This window comes from Amycolatopsis sp. NPDC004368 (genome assembly GCF_053602515.1).
In genome coordinates, this window is record NZ_JBSGDT010000058.1 from 14027 (window position 1) to 30199 (window position 16173).

14 protein-coding genes are annotated in these 16173 nt (G+C 70.3%); 4 read left to right on the top strand and 10 right to left on the bottom strand.

The annotated features are described in order from the left end of the window. Positions 1-55: 55 nt before the first annotated feature. On the bottom strand, positions 56-2146 hold the full coding sequence (locus ACWEOE_RS40470; protein ID WP_452018864.1) for an ATP-dependent DNA helicase UvrD2: 2091 nt from the start codon (positions 2144-2146) through the stop codon (positions 56-58). Positions 2147-2210: 64 nt separating this feature from the next. Between ACWEOE_RS40470 and ACWEOE_RS40475 the strand changes: the two genes are divergently transcribed. Continuing rightward, positions 2211-2954, top strand: a complete 744-nt coding sequence (locus tag ACWEOE_RS40475) for a DUF4191 domain-containing protein (RefSeq protein WP_452018866.1) — start codon at positions 2211-2213, stop codon at positions 2952-2954. Positions 2955-3019: 65 nt separating this feature from the next. Here ACWEOE_RS40475 and ACWEOE_RS40480 read toward each other — a convergent pair whose 3' ends face one another. Beyond that, a complete protein-coding gene (locus ACWEOE_RS40480; RefSeq protein WP_452018868.1) occupies positions 3020-3505 on the bottom strand; it encodes an RDD family protein in 486 nt (161 codons plus the stop codon). 175 nt (positions 3506-3680) lie between these two features. On the opposite strand from ACWEOE_RS40480, the gene glnA reads away from it, so the two are divergent. Next, the gene (gene glnA, locus ACWEOE_RS40485; protein WP_452018869.1) at positions 3681-5105 is read left to right on the top strand and encodes a type I glutamate--ammonia ligase; all 1425 of its coding nucleotides are present in this window, start codon (positions 3681-3683) and stop codon (positions 5103-5105) included. A 170-nt stretch (positions 5106-5275) separates the two neighbouring features. On the opposite strand, the gene ACWEOE_RS40490 is transcribed toward glnA, so the two are convergent. Genes ACWEOE_RS40490 through ACWEOE_RS40500 form a run of 3 tightly spaced genes read right to left on the bottom strand, consistent with a single transcriptional unit; the run spans position 5276 to position 8857 of the window. Continuing rightward, positions 5276-7447: a xanthine dehydrogenase family protein molybdopterin-binding subunit gene (locus ACWEOE_RS40490; protein WP_452018871.1), complete on the bottom strand. Its 2172-nt coding sequence runs from the start codon at positions 7445-7447 to the stop codon at positions 5276-5278. Continuing rightward, positions 7444-8406 carry an FAD binding domain-containing protein gene (locus tag ACWEOE_RS40495; protein ID WP_452018873.1) on the bottom strand — a complete coding sequence of 321 codons (963 nt, stop codon included), beginning with the start codon at positions 8404-8406 and terminating at the stop codon, positions 7444-7446. Before ACWEOE_RS40495 ends, ACWEOE_RS40490 begins: the two co-directional genes overlap by 4 nt. Next, the gene (locus ACWEOE_RS40500) at positions 8393-8857 is read right to left on the bottom strand and encodes a (2Fe-2S)-binding protein (RefSeq protein WP_452018875.1); all 465 of its coding nucleotides are present in this window, start codon (positions 8855-8857) and stop codon (positions 8393-8395) included. Before ACWEOE_RS40500 ends, ACWEOE_RS40495 begins: the two co-directional genes overlap by 14 nt. A 194-nt stretch (positions 8858-9051) precedes the next feature. Here ACWEOE_RS40500 and ACWEOE_RS40505 point away from each other — a divergent pair, with 194 nt between their 5' ends. Then, positions 9052-9618, top strand: a complete 567-nt coding sequence (locus ACWEOE_RS40505; RefSeq protein WP_452018877.1) for a TetR/AcrR family transcriptional regulator — start codon at positions 9052-9054, stop codon at positions 9616-9618. Between the two features lies 1 nt (position 9619). Here ACWEOE_RS40505 and ACWEOE_RS40510 read toward each other — a convergent pair whose 3' ends face one another. The 5 genes from ACWEOE_RS40510 to ACWEOE_RS40530 form a co-directional block, all read right to left on the bottom strand. Further along, entirely contained in the window at positions 9620-10048 is a 429-nt protein-coding gene (locus ACWEOE_RS40510; RefSeq protein WP_452018879.1) for an acyl-CoA thioesterase, read from the bottom strand. Positions 10049-10106: 58 nt separating this feature from the next. Continuing rightward, a complete protein-coding gene (locus tag ACWEOE_RS40515; RefSeq protein ID WP_452018881.1) occupies positions 10107-13079 on the bottom strand; it encodes a bifunctional [glutamine synthetase] adenylyltransferase/[glutamine synthetase]-adenylyl-L-tyrosine phosphorylase in 2973 nt (990 codons plus the stop codon). Between the two features lie 55 nt (positions 13080-13134). Then, entirely contained in the window at positions 13135-14256 is a 1122-nt protein-coding gene (locus ACWEOE_RS40520; RefSeq protein ID WP_452018883.1) for an anion permease, read from the bottom strand. A gap of 94 nt (positions 14257-14350) precedes the next feature. Beyond that, positions 14351-15100 carry a type 1 glutamine amidotransferase gene (locus ACWEOE_RS40525; RefSeq protein ID WP_452018885.1) on the bottom strand — a complete coding sequence of 250 codons (750 nt, stop codon included), beginning with the start codon at positions 15098-15100 and terminating at the stop codon, positions 14351-14353. Further along, positions 15097-15525: a rhodanese-like domain-containing protein gene (locus ACWEOE_RS40530; RefSeq protein ID WP_452018887.1), complete on the bottom strand. Its 429-nt coding sequence runs from the start codon at positions 15523-15525 to the stop codon at positions 15097-15099. Before ACWEOE_RS40530 ends, ACWEOE_RS40525 begins: the two co-directional genes overlap by 4 nt. A 98-nt stretch (positions 15526-15623) precedes the next feature. On the opposite strand from ACWEOE_RS40530, the gene ACWEOE_RS40535 reads away from it, so the two are divergent. Continuing rightward, complete coding sequence (locus ACWEOE_RS40535) at positions 15624-16097, top strand: Lrp/AsnC family transcriptional regulator (protein WP_452018889.1); 474 nt, start codon at positions 15624-15626, stop codon at positions 16095-16097. The last annotated feature ends 76 nt before the right edge of the window (positions 16098-16173 follow it).

Sequence of the window (16173 nt, forward strand, 5' to 3'; positions counted from 1 at the left end):
ACGAAGATCGCCTCCGAGCAGCGGGTTCGCCGCACCGATCAGGGTGCGGACGCGGTCAAGACCGCATCGAGGCGCGAACGACATCGAGGACCTCCGCGCCGAAGCGTTCGAGCTTCGTCGCGCCGATGCCGGAGATCGAGACGAGCGCTCCGTCGTCGGTCGGTCGCTGTTCGGCGATGGCCATCAGCGTCGCGTCGGTGAAGACCACGAACGCCGGCACCTTCAGCTCCCGCGAACGCTCGCCCCGCCACGCCTTCAGCTTCTCCAGCAGCCCTTCATCCACTGTGGACGGGCACTTCGAGCACCGCCCCAGCTTCACCTCGAGCGTCTGCAGCAGCGGCCCGCCGCACAGCCGGCAACGCGCCACCTTCGAACCCGGCGACGACGTCTGCTGCGACCGCGCGACGCGTGCCGCCGGGTGGTCCTCCGGGATCAGCCCGTAGAGGAACCGGCTGCGACGCCGGTTGCGGCGACCACCGGGCGTGCGCGAGAGCGACCACGAGAGTGACAGGTGTTCCCGCGCCCGGGTGACGCCGACGTAGAACAGCCGCCGCTCCTCCTCGATGGCCGCCTCGTCGTCGCCCGCGTGCAGGATCGGCATCGTGCCCTCGGACAGGCCGACGAGGAACACCGCGTCCCACTCCAGGCCCTTCGCCGCGTGCAGCGACGCCAGCGTGACACCTTCGACGGTCGGCGGGTGCTGCGCCGCCGCGCGCTGGTCCAGCTCGGCGACGAACCGGGGCAGGTCGGCGTCGGCCACGGTCGCCGCCAGTTCCTCGGCGAGCTCGACCAGCGCGAGCAGCGCGTCCCACCGCTCCTTCGCCGCGCCGCCGGCGGGCGGCTGCTCGGTGAGGCCGACACGCGAGAGCACCGACCGCACCGCCGTCACCAGGTCGAGCGAGGTCGGATCGGCCGACGCGACGCGCAGCGCCGACATCGCCTGCCGCACCTCCGTGCGGGCGAAGAAGCGCTCGCCGCCGCGCACCAGATACGGGATGCCCGCTTCGGACAGCGCCTGCTCGTAGGCCTCCGACTGCGCGTTCACGCGGAACAGCACCGCGATCTCGCTCGCCGCCACGCCTCCGTCGACCAGCTCGCGCACGCGCCGCGCGACCGCCGCCGCTTCGGCCGACTCGTCTTCGTACTCGGCGAAGCGCGGCTCGGGCCCCGAAGGACGTTGGCCCACGAGCTTGAGCCGCGAGCCCGCCGGCCGCCCGCGCGCGGCGCCGATCACCCGGTTGGCCAGCCCGACGACCTCGGGCGTCGACCGGTAGTCGCGCTCGAGCCGCACGACGGTGGCCTCGGGGAAGCGCCGCGTGAACTCCAGCAGCGGGCGCGGCGAGGCGCCGCCGAAGGAGTAGATGGTCTGGTTGGCGTCGCCGACGACAGTGAGGTCGTCGCGGCCGCCGAGCCACGCGTCGAGCAGCCGCTGCTGCAACGGCGTGACGTCCTGGTACTCGTCGACCACGAAGCAGCGGTAACGGTCGCGGAACTCGACGGCGACGGCTTCGTGTTCTTCGAGCACGGCCGTGGTGTGCAGGAGCAGGTCGTCGAAGTCGAGGACCTGTGCGGAGTTCTTGATCTCCTCGTACAGCCGGTACACCTGCGCGACCTGAGCCACCGGCGCCGGCGTGTCACGCTGCGTGCGCGCGGCGACGGCCGGGTAGTCGTCGGGCGACACGAGTGAGGCTTTGCTCCACTCGATCTCGCTCGCGAGGTCGCGCAGCACCTCCGTCTCCGTGGACAGCCGCGCGCGCTGCGCCGCCTGCGCGACGAGCCGGAACTTGTTGTCGACGAGATCCCACGGCCGGTCGCCGACCACACGCGGCCAGAAGTACCGAAGCTGCCTTCGCGCGGCGGCGTGGAAGGTGAGCGCCTGCGCGGCGTCGACGCCGAGACCACGCAGCCGCGTGCGCATCTCGCCCGCCGCGCGCGTGGTGAAGGTGACCGCGAGTACCTGCCCGGCCGAGACGTGACCGCCGCCGACCAGGTGCGCGATGCGGTGCGTGATCGTGCGCGTCTTGCCCGTGCCTGCCCCGGCGAGGACGCAGACGGGCCCGCGCGGCGCGGAGGCGGCGGCTCGTTGCTCGGGATCGAGCCCGTCGAGGAGGCCGGGACGACTCTTCGAAGACGATGCGCTTACCACCCCCCGATCCTCGCAGAGGGGGCCGAGGGATTCGTGGCAGGGCACGCGGCCGTATCCTGGTCAGATGGCGGGAAAGCAGCACTCGGGCAAACAGAACAAGGAAGCGGCCAAGCTGGCCAAGCAGGAGAAGCGCGCGGCCAGCAAGGCGAAGCGCGGGCAGCTCTTCGAAGCGTTCAAGATGCAACGCCGCGAAGACCCGATGCTGATTCCTTGGATGGTCGGCTCGATCGTGGTCGTCGCGGGCGTCGCGTTCGGGATCGGGTTCATCTTCAACCTGCAGTGGACGCTGTTGCCGCTGGGTGTCGTGCTGGGGCTGCTGCTCGCGGTGATCATCTTCGGGCGCCGCGTGCAGAAGACCGTGTACTCGAAGGCCGACGGCCAGCCCGGCGCCGGCGCGTGGGCGCTGGAGAACATGCGCGGCAGCTGGCGCGTGACGCCGACCGTCGCCGTGACCACGCAGCTCGACGCCGTGCACCGCGTACTCGGCGCGCCCGGCGTGATCCTCGTGGCCGAGGGCGCCCCGCACCGCGTGAAGGCGCTGCTGGCGCAGGAGAAGAAGCGCGTGTCGCGCCTGATCGGCGACACCCCGATCTACGACTACACGATCGGCAGCGGCGAGAAGGAAATCCCGCTCAAGAAGCTGCAGAGCACGCTGATGAAGCTGCCGCGCAACCTCAAGGCCCCGCAGGTCGACGCCCTCGAGGCCAAGCTCGCCGCCCTCGGCAACCGCGGCGCGGCCATGCCGAAGGGCCCGATGCCGGCCGGTGCGAAGATGCGCAACGTGCAGCGGACGATCCGCCGCCGCTGACCGCTCGCTCACACGGGAAAGGCCTCCCTCGCGCCGCCGGGGAGGCCTTTCCCATTGTCTGGGGGTCAGCGCATCCGGATCACGACGGTGCCGGTCACGCGGTCGAGCCAGCTGCGGCCGTCGGCGTTGCGCACGAGGGCGGGCAGGATCACGACCGTCAACAGCATCCGCACCACCGCACGCCACGGGCCGACCATCGTCGCGCCGTCGAGCCGCGCGACGCGTACGCCCACCGCGCCCATGCCCGGGGTGAAGCCGAAGAACATCGCCGGCACCGTCGTGATCACGGCCCAGGCGACGCCGGCCCACCAGTTGAACGTCTGCATCGCGGCCACGTCCTGCACGTCGTAGCGCACGAACAGCGTCGTGATCAGGCCGGCGAGCACCAGGTCGATGACCAGGGCCAGCAGCCGCGACCCGAAGCCGGCCACGGAGCCGACGCCCGATTCGGGCAGACCGAACGTTTCGCCCGGCCACTTCGGCGCCGTTCGGTTTTCGGAGCCCGGGCCACTGCCGGTCCCGGGGAGCCACTCGCCCGTCCATCTCGCCACCCGTCCAGGGTATGCCGGTGGCGCACACCACATCCGCCCTGGTCGGATGGGAGGTGTGACGTCACCCGTTAACTTGTGTGAAACATACGGGTGACGGTCGGGCAACACCGCGCTCCTAGCGTGAGCCGAAGAGAGTACTGCCGAGCGAGCTCGATCGAAGAAGGAGTCACCGAGGGTGCCCACTACTCCAGACGACATCCAGCGCCTGATCGCCGACGAGAAGGTGGAGTCCATCGACGTCAGGTTCTGCGACCTGCCGGGCGTGATGCAGCACTTCACGGTGCCCGCGAAGGCCTTCGACCTCGAAGCCTACGAAGAGGGCCTGGCCTTCGACGGCTCGTCCGTGCGTGGCTTCCAGTCGATCCACGAGTCCGACATGCTGCTGCTGCCGGACCCCGAGACGGCCCGCATCGACCCGTTCCGCAAGGCCAAGACGCTCTCGCTGAACTTCTTCGTGCACGACCCGTTCACGCGTGAGGCCTACAGCCGCGACCCGCGCAACATCGCGCGCAAGGCCGAGCAGTACATCGCCGAATACGGCGTGGCCGACAACGTGTACTTCGGCCCGGAGGCCGAGTTCTACATCTTCGACTCGATCCGCTTCGACTCGGCCGAGCACGCGTCGTTCCACGAGATCGACTCGGTCGAGGGCTGGTGGAACACCGGCGCCGACGAGGTGGGCGGCAACCAGGGTTACAAGACGAAGTTCAAGGGCGGTTACTTCCCCGTCCCGCCGGTCGACCACTTCGCCGACCTGCGCGACGACATCGTCCGCCAGCTGCAGAGCCAGGGCTTCGAGATCGAGCGCGCGCACCACGAGGTGGGCACCGCCGGTCAGACCGAGATCAACTACAAGTTCAACACGCTGCTGCACGCTGCCGACGACCTGCAGCTGTTCAAGTACATCGTGAAGAACACCGTGTTCGCCGCGGGCAAGACCGCCACCTTCATGCCGAAGCCCCTGGCCGGCGACAACGGCTCGGGCATGCACTGCCACCAGTCGCTGTGGAAGGACGGCCAGCCGCTGTTCCACGACGAGTCCGGCTACGCGGGCCTGTCCGACACCGCGCGCCACTACATCGGCGGCCTGCTCAAGCACGCGCCGAGCCTGCTGGCCTTCACGAACCCGACGGTGAACTCGTACCACCGCCTCGTGCCGGGCTTCGAGGCGCCGGTTTCGCTGGTGTACTCGCAGCGCAACCGCTCCGCGTGTGTCCGCATCCCCATCACGGGCAACAACCCGAAGGCCAAGCGCGCCGAGTTCCGCTGCCCGGACTCCTCGGGCAACCCGTACCTGGCCTTCTCCGCGATGATGATGGCGGGCCTCGACGGCATCAAGAACAAGATCGAGCCGCCGGAGCCCATCGACAAGGACCTCTACGAGCTCCCGCCCGAGGAGGCCAAGAACGTCAAGCTCGTCCCCGGCGACCTCGGCACGGTCCTCGACACCCTCGAGTCGGACCACGACTTCCTCCTCGAGGGCGGCGTCTTCACGCCCGACGTGATCGAGACGTGGATCCAGTACAAGCGGGAAAACGAGATCGACCCGCTGCGGCTTCGCCCGCACCCGTACGAGTTCTCGCTGTACTACGACGTGTGATCACGTGAGCTGACGGCTCACCAAAGACGCGGGGCGGCGGTCGAGGGAATACCTTGGCTGCCGTCCCGATCTTTTTGTCCGGACGACGCCGTGGTTCTCCCGGACACAACGGGGCGGTGGCCGGGAAACCCGGCCACCGCCCCGTTTTCACCCCAATCCTCCGAACACCCTCACTCCACCAACAAATCCTCCACCATGATCGGGATGTGCCGCACCCGCACCCCGGTCGCGTTGTAGACCGCGTTCGCGATGGCCGCCGCGGCACCGACGGTGGCGATTTCGCCGATGCCGCGGGCGCCGAGGGCGTTGTGGAACGTGTCGGGGTATTGGACGAAGTGGACGTCGATGTCCGGGATGTCGGCGTTGACCGGCACGAGGTAGCTGGCGAAGTCGCCCGTGGCGGAGCGGCCGGAGGCGTCGAGTTCGAGAGCCTCGTGCAGCGCCGCGGAGACGCCCCAGATCATGCCGCCCTTGATCTGGCTGCGGGCGAGTTTGTCGTTGATGATGCGGCCGCCGTCGAAGACGCCCAACAACCGCGACACGCGGGTCTCGCCGGTGAGGCGGTGGACGCGGACCTCGCAGAACTGGGCGCCGAAGGAGCTGAACGAGTGCTTCGTCAGCTCCTCGCCCGGGGCCGAGGAACCCGTGGCGGACAAGGAATCCCGGCCCACGGCGCGCAGCAGTGAGCCGAACGGCATGGTGTCGGTGTCGCCGTGGAGGAGGCCGTCGGCGTAGGTCACCACCTGGCCCTCGAACGGTGCGCCGGGCGCCGACGCCAGGGCGACCAGCGCGTCGAGGACCTCACCGGCCGCGATCATGATCGCCGTGCCGACGCTGGCGGTGGCCGTGGAGCCGCCGGACAAGCCGCCGGGTGGGAGGTTCGAGTCACCCAGGCGCGGGGTGACCAGGGCGGGCGCGAGGTCGAGGGACTCCGCGCCGACGGCCGACATCACGTTCAGCAGGCCGGTGCCCGGGTCGGCGCCGCTGGTGGCGACGTCGGCGGTGCCGTCGGCGTGCAGCGTGATGGCGACGCTGGCCGGGAAGCGCAGGGCCGGGAACATCGCCGTGGCCACGCCGACGCCGACCAGCCAGTCTCCCTCGACCCGACCCTGCGGCCGGGGCGACCAGCCGAACTCGCGGGCGCCGACGGTGAAGCACTCGTCGAGGTGCTTGCTCGACCACTGCAGGTCCTTGCCCGGCGGGGCCAGGGAGCTGTTGCGCTTGCGCAGCTCGATCGGGTCCAGGTCCAGCGCCACGGCCAGCTCGTCCATCGCGCTCTCCAGCGCGAACGATCCCGGGGCCTCACCCGGCGCCCGCATGAACGTGGTCGGCGGGATGTTGAGCGGCACCATCTTCTGGCTGATGGACAGGTTCTTCGTGGCGTACCACTCGCGCGAGGTGCCGTGCGACGTCGGCTCCACGAACGAGCGGTCCATCGCCGTGCTCGACCACGAGTCGTGGCGCACGCCGAGGATCGTGCCGTCGGCGGCGGCGCCGATGGTCACCTTCTGCAACGTCGTCGCGCGCCCCGCGGTGGCCGTGAAGACCTGCTCCCGCGTCAGCGCCGCCTTCACCGGGCGGCCCAGTTCCTTCGCCGCCGCGGCCGCGAGGAACGCCGGCGTGGACGTGCGCCCCTTGCCGCCGAACGCGCCGCCGACGAAGGGGTTGATCACGTGCACAGCCGACTCGTCCAGGTCGAGCGCGCCGGCGAGCTCCGTGGCGATCAGGTTGCTGCCTTGGTTGCCGGTGTAGACCGTGAGCTCCCCGTCGCGCCACACCGCAACGGCCGAGTGCGGCTCCATGGCCGCGTGGTTCTGCGTGGCGGTGCGATAAGTGTTGTCCACCACGAAAGGTGCCGCGGCAAATACGTCTTCAATGGACTCGACGCCATCGGCCAGCACCTCGATGTGCGGCGGGTTGCCCCGTGACTCCGGCGCGTCCTCGGCCGAGGCGAGCCCCTCGTCGAACGACACCAGCGCCGGCTTTTCGTCGTAGGTCACGTGAAGCAGCAAAGCCGCGTCTCGCGCCTGCTCGAACGTCTCCGCGACGACGAAGGCGATCGGCTGCCCGTGGTAGTCGACGTCGGTTTTGCGCAACGGCACCCACGTCTCGCCCATGATCGGCGAGATCGGCGGCGTGCGCAGGGCCAGCCGGTCGAACGGCGTGTACACCGCGACCACGCCCGACGCCGCCTTCGCCGCGTCTGCGTCGATGGCCTCGACCTGGCCGTGAGCGACAGTGCTGACCACGACGTAGCCGTAGGCCATGCCCGGGAAGTTGTGGTCCATCGCGTACTTCGCGCGCCCCGTGACCTTCAGGGGCCCATCGAGCCGGTCGCTCATCGACCGCTCCCTTCGGTCAGCTCCAGCAGCGCGCGCACGACCGTGCGCTTCACCAGCGACACCTTGAACGAGTTGAACTCCAGCGGCCGCGCGCCTTCCGCGGCCAGCACCGCAGCCTGGTCGAACGACTCTTCCGTGGCGGGCTTGCCCCGCAAGGCTTCCTCCACCGCCGTGAGCCGCCACGGCACGGTCGCGACCCCGCCGACGGCCACGCGCGCGTCGGCGATCACGCCGTCCCGCACGTCCAGCGCGACCGCGGCCGAGGCCAGCGCGAACTCGTACGACTGCCGGTCGCGAACCTTGACGTACGTGGAATTCGCGGCCCAGTCCAGACGCGGCACGCGCACCTCGGTGATGAGCTCGCCGGGCCGCAGGTCGTTCTCGACCTCGGGCGTCTCACCGGGCGTGCGGTAGAACTCGGCGAGCTTCACGGTGCGCTTGCCGGTTTTGCTCGTGAGCTCGACCTCGGCGTCGAGCGCGACGAGCGCCACGGCCACATCACTGGCGTGGGTGGCCACGCAGGAATCGCTCGTGCCGAGGATCGCGTGCATGCGGTTGACGCCCGTCAGCGCGGAGCAGCCGCTGCCCGGGTCGCGGCGGTTGCACGGCGTGTTCACGTCGCGGAAGTACGAGCACCGCGTGCGCTGCATCAGGTTCCCGCCGATGCTGGCCATGTTCCGCAGCTGCTGCGAAGCGCTCAGCAGCAGCGCGCGCGAGATCGCCGGATACACGCCCGGATGCGCGGCGACGTCGGCCATCCGTTCCAGCGCACCGAAGCGCAGGCCGTCGGAGGTGTCGATGCCGCGCAGGGGCAGGTCGTTGATGTCCAGCACGCGCGGTGGCGTGAGGACGTCGAGCTTCATCAGGTCGACGAGCGTGGTGCCGCCGGCCAGGAACGTGCCGGGCTCGGCGAGCGCAGCGTCGACGGTGGTGGGGGCGGTCAGCTCAAACGGTCGCATCGGCGTGCCTCGTCTGCTCGGATGCCTGCTCGATCGCGGCCACAATGTTCGGGTACGCCGAGCAGCGGCACAGGTTGCCGGACATGAACTCACGGACGTCGGCCACCTCGTCGCGCACGGCGGCGACGGCCGACATCACCTGCCCGGCGGTGCAGAAGCCGCACTGCAGCGCGTCCTGGTCCACGAACGCCTGCTGCACGGGGTGCAAAGCGTCCTCTGTGGACAGACCTTCGACCGTGGTGACCGGACGGCGCACGGCGGCCGCGAGGGTGAGGCACGAGAGGACGGGTTTGCCGTCGACGTGCACGGTGCAGGCGCCGCACTGGCCGCGGTCGCAGCCCTTCTTGGGGCCGGTCACGTCGAGGCGCTCGCGCAACGCGTCGAGCAGCGTCACGCCGGGCTCCACGGCGAGGTGCTCGACCCGTCCGTTGACTTCGAGGGAGATGTCCACTCGGATCTCTTTCCCGCAGATGTGGTGGAAGAAGCCGGCTCGCGACCGGCGTAAACTAGCGGATAGTCATCCGCTTCAGCTCGTGGTCCCCACGCTATCGGATTATTATCCGCTTCGCAACGAACTACGCCCTGGAGTCACTCCAGGGCTGCACTAGAGTCCAGCCAGGGAAAACACCAGCTTCGGGAGGAACGATGTCGACGGGTTCGGTCAGCCCGCGGCGCGCGGACACCCGGCGCAACCACGAGCGGATCCTGAATGCCGCGGCCGCCGCGCTCGCGTGCTCGGGCGTGGTGTCGTTCAACGCGATCGCGAAGCAGGCCGAAGTCGGCGTGGGCACGGTGTACCGCCACTTCCCCACCGCGGCCGACCTGATCCTCGCGGTGTACGAGCGCGAGGTGGCGCAGCTCGTCGAGGTCGTGCCGACGTTGCTCGAACGCCTCCCGCCGGAGCAGGCCTTCCGCGTCTGGGCCACCGAACACCTGGCGCGCTACCTGTTCACCAAACGCGGCCTCGCCACGGCCCTGCGGGCGACCTCCAGCGGCGCGACGCTCCCGGCCCACGCGTACGCGAGCCTGCTGGACGCCCTCGACACCCTGCTGAAGGCCAACGTCGCGGCCGGCACCGTCCGCGCGGACCTCTCGGTGGAGACGGTGATGCGCGCCATGGGCGGCCTGCTGCTGCTCAGCCCGGACGAGGACTGGAAGGCGGCCACGGAGACCCTGGTGGATTTGGTGTGGCGCGGGATGCGCGCGGACTGACTTACTCCCCCGTCGACAGCACTTTCAGATCCAACCCAGCCCGCTCGAACCGCCCCCGCGGATCGTCGACCAGGCGCCGGGCCACGAGGTCCATCAGCCCCACCGTGCACGTGATCTCGGCCGACAACGTGCCGTCCAGTTTGACGATGCGGGAGGTCATCCAGAAGACCTTGCCGTCGGCGAAGCGGGCATCGCAGGTGACGTCGACGGTGTCGCCGGCGCGGAGTTCGCGGCGGTAGACGATGTGGGACTCCAACAGGACCGGCGCGAGCTTTGCCTCGGACAGCAGCGAATCACCCGCGGACGCGAAGAGTTCGGTGCGCGAGACCTCGCCGTAGGAGTGGTACACGGCGTGGTTGAGGTGGCCCAGCGTGTCGAGCTCGTAGTGGCGCACCTTGATGCGGGTGCGGAACGGTTCGCGATCGGTCACGCGACCCACTCTAGATCCCGGCACTCCAGGTCCCGGCACTCCAGTTCCCGGCAAGATGTCAGGTCTCGTAGAACAGTTCTTCGACCACGGCGTGCGCGCGGCGCGTAACCCGGCGATACGTGTCGAGGAACTCGCCCGGATCGTCGTCCACGGTGTAGCCGAACACGCGCGCCACGGCGGCCAGATCGCGGCCCGAGCTGGGCACCTCGTCGACGGCCTTGCCGCGCACGAGCATGCCGGCGTTGCGCACGCGCGTGGCCAGCAGCCACGCCTCGCGCAGTGAGTCCACCGACTCGGTGGGCGCCAGGCCCGTTTCGGCGAGGGCCGTCAACGCGTCCAGCGTCGACGCGGTGCGCAGGCTGGGCTCCGCGTGCGCGTGCTGCAGTTGCAGCAGCTGCACGGTCCATTCGACGTCGGCCAGGCCACCACGGCCGAGTTTGGTGTGGCGCGTCGGGTCGGCGCCGCGGGGCAGGCGTTCGGTTTCCACGCGGGCCTTGATGCGGCGGATCTCGCGCGCCTTCGTGGCGTCGAGGCCACCTTCGGGGTAGCGGACCGGGTCGATCATCGTGATGAAGCGCTCGCCGAGGTCCTCGTCGCCGGCGATGAAGCGCGCGCGCAGCAGCGCCTGCGCCTCCCACACCTCGCCCCAGCGCTGGTAGTACGCGCGGTAGGACTCCAAGGTCCGGACCAGCGGCCCGCTGCGTCCCTCCGGCCGCAGATCGGCGTCGACGACCAGCGCCGGGTCGGAGCTCGGCGCGCCCAGCATCTTGCGCACGGTCTCGGCCACCGACGAAGCGAACTTCACCGCGTCGGAGTCCGACACGCCTTCCGCCGGCTCGCAGACGAACAACACGTCGGCGTCCGAGCCGTACCCCAGCTCCGCGCCGCCGAGCCGCCCCATGCCGATCACGGCGACGGTCGCCGGCGTGCGTCCGAGCTCCGCCTGCCGCTGCCGGTACGCGGCCGCCAGCGCGCCCTGCAGCACGGCGACCCACACGCTGGAGAGCGCCTCGCACACGGCCGGAACATCCAGCAGTCCCAGCAGATCCGCACACGCCACCCGCAGCAACTCGTGGCGCCGCAACGAACGTGCCGCCGCCACGGCCGCGTTCAAGCCGGGCTGACGGCGCACGGCCGCCCGCAGCGACGTCGCCACCTCGGCCGGCTTGCGCCCGGTGAGCCGCGCCGGTTCACCCAGCAGCTGCAGCACTTCCGGCGCGCGCACGAGCAGGTCGGGCACGAGCCGTGACGTGCCCAGCAGGAACGCGAGCCGCTCGACCACCGTGCCCTCGTCACGCAGCACGCGCAGGTACCACGGCGTGTCCTCGAGCGCCTCGGAAACCTTGCGGTACGACAGCAGCCCGCCGTCGGGATCGGGGGTGTCGGCGAGGAAGTCGAGCAGCACGGGCAGCAGCGCCTGCTGGATCGCCGCGCGCCGCGAGACGCCGGACGTGAGCGCCTTGATGTGCTGCAGCGCGCCTTCCGGCGCCGCGTAACCGAGCGCGGCGAGCCGGCTCGCGGCCTGTTTCGTGGTGAGCCGCAACGCTTCCGTCGGCACGTTCGCCACCGACTGCAGCAGCGGGCGGTAGAACACCTTCTCGTGCAGCCGCCGGATGCCCTGCGCGTGGCGGCGGAACTCGGCGAGCAGCTCCTGACCCTGGCTGCGCCCCCGCACCGCCTTGATCCCGCACGCGCGCGCGACGATCCGCAGCTCGTCGGTGTCGTTCGACTCCGGGAACAGGTGCGTGCGCCGGAGCCGGCGCAGCTGCAACCGGTGCTCGACGGTGCGCAAGAACTCGTACGACGTGCCCATCTCCGCCGCGTCCGCCCGGCCGACGTACCCGCCCTCGCCCAGCGCGGCCAGAGCCTCCATTGTGGACGGTGAACGCAGCTCGGGATCCACGCGGCCGTGCACGAGCTGCAGCAGCTGCACCGCGAACTCGACGTCGCGCAGACCGCCGCGGCCCAGCTTCAGCTCGCGCTCGGCGTGCTCGGCGGACACGTGGTCCTCCACGCGCCGGCGCATCTGCTGCACCTCGGTCACGAAGTTCTCGCGGTCGGCGGCCGCCCACACCATGGGCGCCACCATCTCCGCGTAGTCGCGGCCCAGCGCCGCGTCACCGGCGACCGGCCGCGCCTTGAGCAGCGCCTGGAACTCCCAGGTCTTCGCCCACTTCTGGTAGTACGCCGTGTGCCCTTCGAGCGTGCGCACGAGCGCGCCGCTCTTGCCTTCGGGGCGAAGCGCCGCATCGACCTCGAAGCACGCCTTGCCGACCACGCGCATCATCGTGCTGGCCAGCCGCGTCGCCACGGCGAGGTCGCCGGCGCCGACGAAGATCACGTCGACGTCGCTCACGTAGTTGAGCTCGTGCCCGCCCGTCTTGCCCATCGCGATCACCGACAGCGCGCCCTCCGCGCTCGCCCCCACCTCGGCCTCGGCCACGGCGACGCCCGTCCTGAGCGCGGCCTCGGCCAGCAGAGTCAGCTGGTGGGCGGTGTCCTTGAACGCCGGGTGGTCGAGCCCTTCCTCGACGAGGTGGCCGAGGTCGACGGCGGCGATGCCGAGCAGCAGCCGCCGGTACCCCGTGCGCAGGGCCTGCTCGGCGGCGGTACCGGTGAGGTACGTGTCGTCGGCGCGGAGGTCGGCCAGCAGCCGGTCGGCGAACTGCTCGGGCACCGTGCAGCGGTGGTCGGCGAGGCAGCGCCATTCGGCGGGGTTGGCGGCGAGGAAATCGCCGAGCGCGGTCGAGGTGCCGAGCACGCCGAGCAGCCGGCCGCGGAACGTCCGGTTGTCACGAAGGGCGCGCTCCAGCTCCGGCCACGCCGCTTCGTCGGCTTCGCGGATGCGGTCGAGGCTCAGCAACGCGAGGTCGGGGTCGGCGGTGCGGGAGAGGGCCGCGAGCACGTCGGCCGTGCCGTCGACCGGTCCCGCGGCGTCCCACCAGCCCGCCGCGCGCAGCTGGGTGTCGGCCTTGTCGTCGGTGAAGCCGTACCGGGCCGCCGATGCGGCCGTCCGCGAGCGCTCTGCCATCTCCTTCACCGTAGCCGGATCCGGGTCGGCTGAGCAGGCAGGCACGCGTTCTCTTTCAGGCGGCGAGCCGGTCGGGCTCCGTGTCGGCGGCCGAGGGCTCCGGGACCTGGAAGCTGTGCGCCGTGATCGGACGGCGGCGCGAGAGCACGTAGATGCCGACGCCGATGGCGATGCCCACCACGCCGACGCCGATGGTCCCCGCCGTGCCGAGCGACGCGAGCTTTCCCGCCGCCGCGCCGACGAGGGCCGCTGCCGGCAGCGTGAACAGCCAGGCCACGACCATCCGCCCGGCCATCCGCCAGCGCACGGGCGCCTCGCGCCGGCCCACGCCCGAGCCGACGATCCCGCCCGAGCACACGTGCGTGGTCGAGAGCGGGAAACCGAAGTGCGACGACAGCAGGATCACCGCGGCGCTGCTCGTCTGGGCGGCGAAGCCCTGCGGACCCTCGATGTCGGTGAGGCCCTTGCCGAGGGTGTGCGTGATGCGCCAGCCGCCGAGGTACGTGCCCAGCGCCAGGGCCGACGCCGCGCTGATGATGACCCACACCGGCGGCGCCGAGCCCGCGGGCAGACTGCCGGCGCTGACCAGCGTGAGGGTGATGACGCCCATGGTCTTCTGCGCGTCGTTGGTGCCGTGGGCGAGGGAGACCAGCGAAGCGGACACGATCTGCCCGATGCGGAACCCGCGCCGTTTTCGAAAGAGCCGGTACACCGCGTACGTGAACGCGGCCGCCACCACACCGGCGATCACCGGCGACGCGGCGGCCGGCACGAGCACCTTGTCCACGATCTTGCCGAAGTGCACGGAATCGGCGCCCGCGGACACCCAGGTGGCGCCGATCAGGCCGCCGAACAACGCGTGCGACGAGCTCGACGGCAGGCCCACGTACCAGGTGACGAGGTTCCACACGATCGCGCCGATGAGACCGCCGAACACGATCGACGGCCCGATCCTGGCGTCGTCGACCAGACCGCTGGAGATCGTCTTCGCGACCTCCACGGACAAGAACGCGCCGACGAGGTTGAGCACTGCCGAGATGGCCACCGCGACCCGCGGTTTGAGCGCGCCCGTGGCGATGGAGGTAGCCATCGCGTTGGCCGTGTCGTGGAAGCCGTTGGTGAAGTCGAAGACGAGAGCCGTGCCGATGACGACGACGACCACTAGCGAGGGATCCACCCCGGTCCTCCGTACCTACGGGAGCATCTCTCGCAAGGTACCTGACCGATCGAGTGAATCGTCAACGCTGCGTTAGTGATCCGTACATCATCCGTTAAGCGAGCGGCAACGTGCGTTGACTTTCCGCCGCGGCCTCGAGCTCACCGGCGGCCAATCGGACGAACCGGTGCGCGAACGGGCGCCAGGTCTCGGCGATGTCCGCGTGCACGGAAACCAACTTCTCCGGATCGAGCGCGCCTGGACGGGTGAGTTCCGCCATTTCCGGCTCGTCCTCGGCCCAGCGCCGCACGACGTCGGGCGTCGTCTCGATGTGGAACTGGACACCGTAGATGCAGCGGCGCAGGCGGAAGGCCTGGTTCTGGTACAGCGGCGCGGACGCGAGCAACTCGGCACCCGGCGGGAGGCGTTTGATCACGTCGTTGTGGAACTGGATCACGTCCTGCATCAGCGGCAGGTCGGCGAAGAGCGGGTCGGTCCAGGCGGCGTCTTTCTTGGACACCAGCGCGGGGCCGACCTCGGGCCCGTCCTCCCCGGTGACGACCTGCCCGCCGGTGGCCGCGGCGAGCAGCTGCGCGCCGAGGCAGATCCCGAGCGTCGGCAGCTGCTTGCCCTCGGCCAGGCGCAGCAGCTTGCGGACGTCGGCGAGCCAGGGGTGTTCGTCGTCGTCGAGTGCGCCCATGCCACCGCCGAGGCAGACGACGCCGGCGTAACCGTCGAGGTCGGTCGGCAGCGCTTGGTGGAACGGCTGCCGGACGTCGAGCTCGGCGCCGGCCTCGGTCAGCCAGTCGCCGAGCGGGCCGAGGGGGTCGCCGGCGTCGGGTTGGATGATCAGCAGACGTGTCACCTCTCCAGGGTACGGAGTGGTTCGCCGTGTCCGGTTTCGGTGGGGTGGCCGCCGGCCTGCCACGTCGTGATGCCGCCGGAGAGGCGTTTGACCGTGAAGCCGAGGGCCGCGAGGCGCAAGGCTCCCTGGGTGGCTGCGTTGCAGTAGATGCTTTCGCAGTAGCAGAGGTAGACCAGGTTCTTGTCGAGGTCGCGAGTGCTGTCCTCGGTGATCTCGCGGTAGGGCAAGTTGACGGCGCCCGGAATGCGCGCCTTCGCGTACGCCTCGGCCCCGCGGCACTCGACGAGGACGAAACCCTCGGTACGACCTTCTGCCAGATCCTGCGCGAGGTCGACGGGGTCGACTTCGAAACCAAGCTCACGCCCGAAGTAGGTGAGGGCGTCTTGTGGGGTGGGCGTGGGGAACTGGAGGATGCGAGGTGTCATGGGGTAAATCGTCGTCGGTCCGGGGTGCGGACCACAGCGCTGAATCCAGGTGATCGGCTCGATCGGCCTGGGATTCCGTTGTTCTTCGGGGAGTTTGCGTGGATGTTGTGCCCGACGGGTTCCTCGCGGGAGACCTGGACGCGACCGACTGGCTCCTGCTCGAACTCCTGCAGGCCGACGGGCGCCTCACGTACTCCGAGCTCGGCCGCCGCGTGTCGCTCTCCGCGCCGGCCGTGACGGAACGCGTGCGCCGCCTCGAGCAGCGCGGCATCATCACGGGCTACTCGGCCCAGGTCGACGCCACGAAGCTGGGCCTGCCGATCGAGGCGCTGGTCCGCGTGCGGGTGCGCAGCCTCGACGGCTCGCGCTTCCGCTCGACCATCCTGCCGCTGCCCGAGATCGCCTCCGCCGACCACGTCACGGGCGACGAGTGCTGGGTCCTGCGCGTGCGCTGCCGGACGACGGGTGACTTGGAGACCTTCGTGGAGCGGGCTCAGCGGTACGGCGAGACGACGACCTCGCTGGTCTTCTCGTCTCCGGTGGTGAGCCAGCCGATCACCCGGGCCTGCTGACAGCCCTCGCTGCGAAGATGGTCCGGAAAATGAGTCGGGCCCCGGGAGAATCGCTTTCGCGTTCTCGACCGGGGCC

Bases quoted from the DNA above. Each gene is read 5' to 3' on its own strand.
- ACWEOE_RS40475 (WP_452018866.1), top strand. From the start codon at position 2,211: ATGGCGGGAAAGCAGCACTCGGGCAAACAGAACAAGGAAGCGGCCAAG.
- ACWEOE_RS40495 (WP_452018873.1), bottom strand. From the start codon at position 8,406: ATGCGACCGTTTGAGCTGACCGCCCCCACCACCGTCGACGCTGCGCTC.
- ACWEOE_RS40505 (WP_452018877.1), top strand. From the start codon at position 9,052: ATGTCGACGGGTTCGGTCAGCCCGCGGCGCGCGGACACCCGGCGCAAC.
- ACWEOE_RS40530 (WP_452018887.1), bottom strand. From the start codon at position 15,525: ATGACACCTCGCATCCTCCAGTTCCCCACGCCCACCCCACAAGACGCC.
- ACWEOE_RS40490 (WP_452018871.1), bottom strand. From the start codon at position 7,447: ATGAGCGACCGGCTCGATGGGCCCCTGAAGGTCACGGGGCGCGCGAAG.
- ACWEOE_RS40515 (WP_452018881.1), bottom strand. From the start codon at position 13,079: ATGGCAGAGCGCTCGCGGACGGCCGCATCGGCGGCCCGGTACGGCTTC.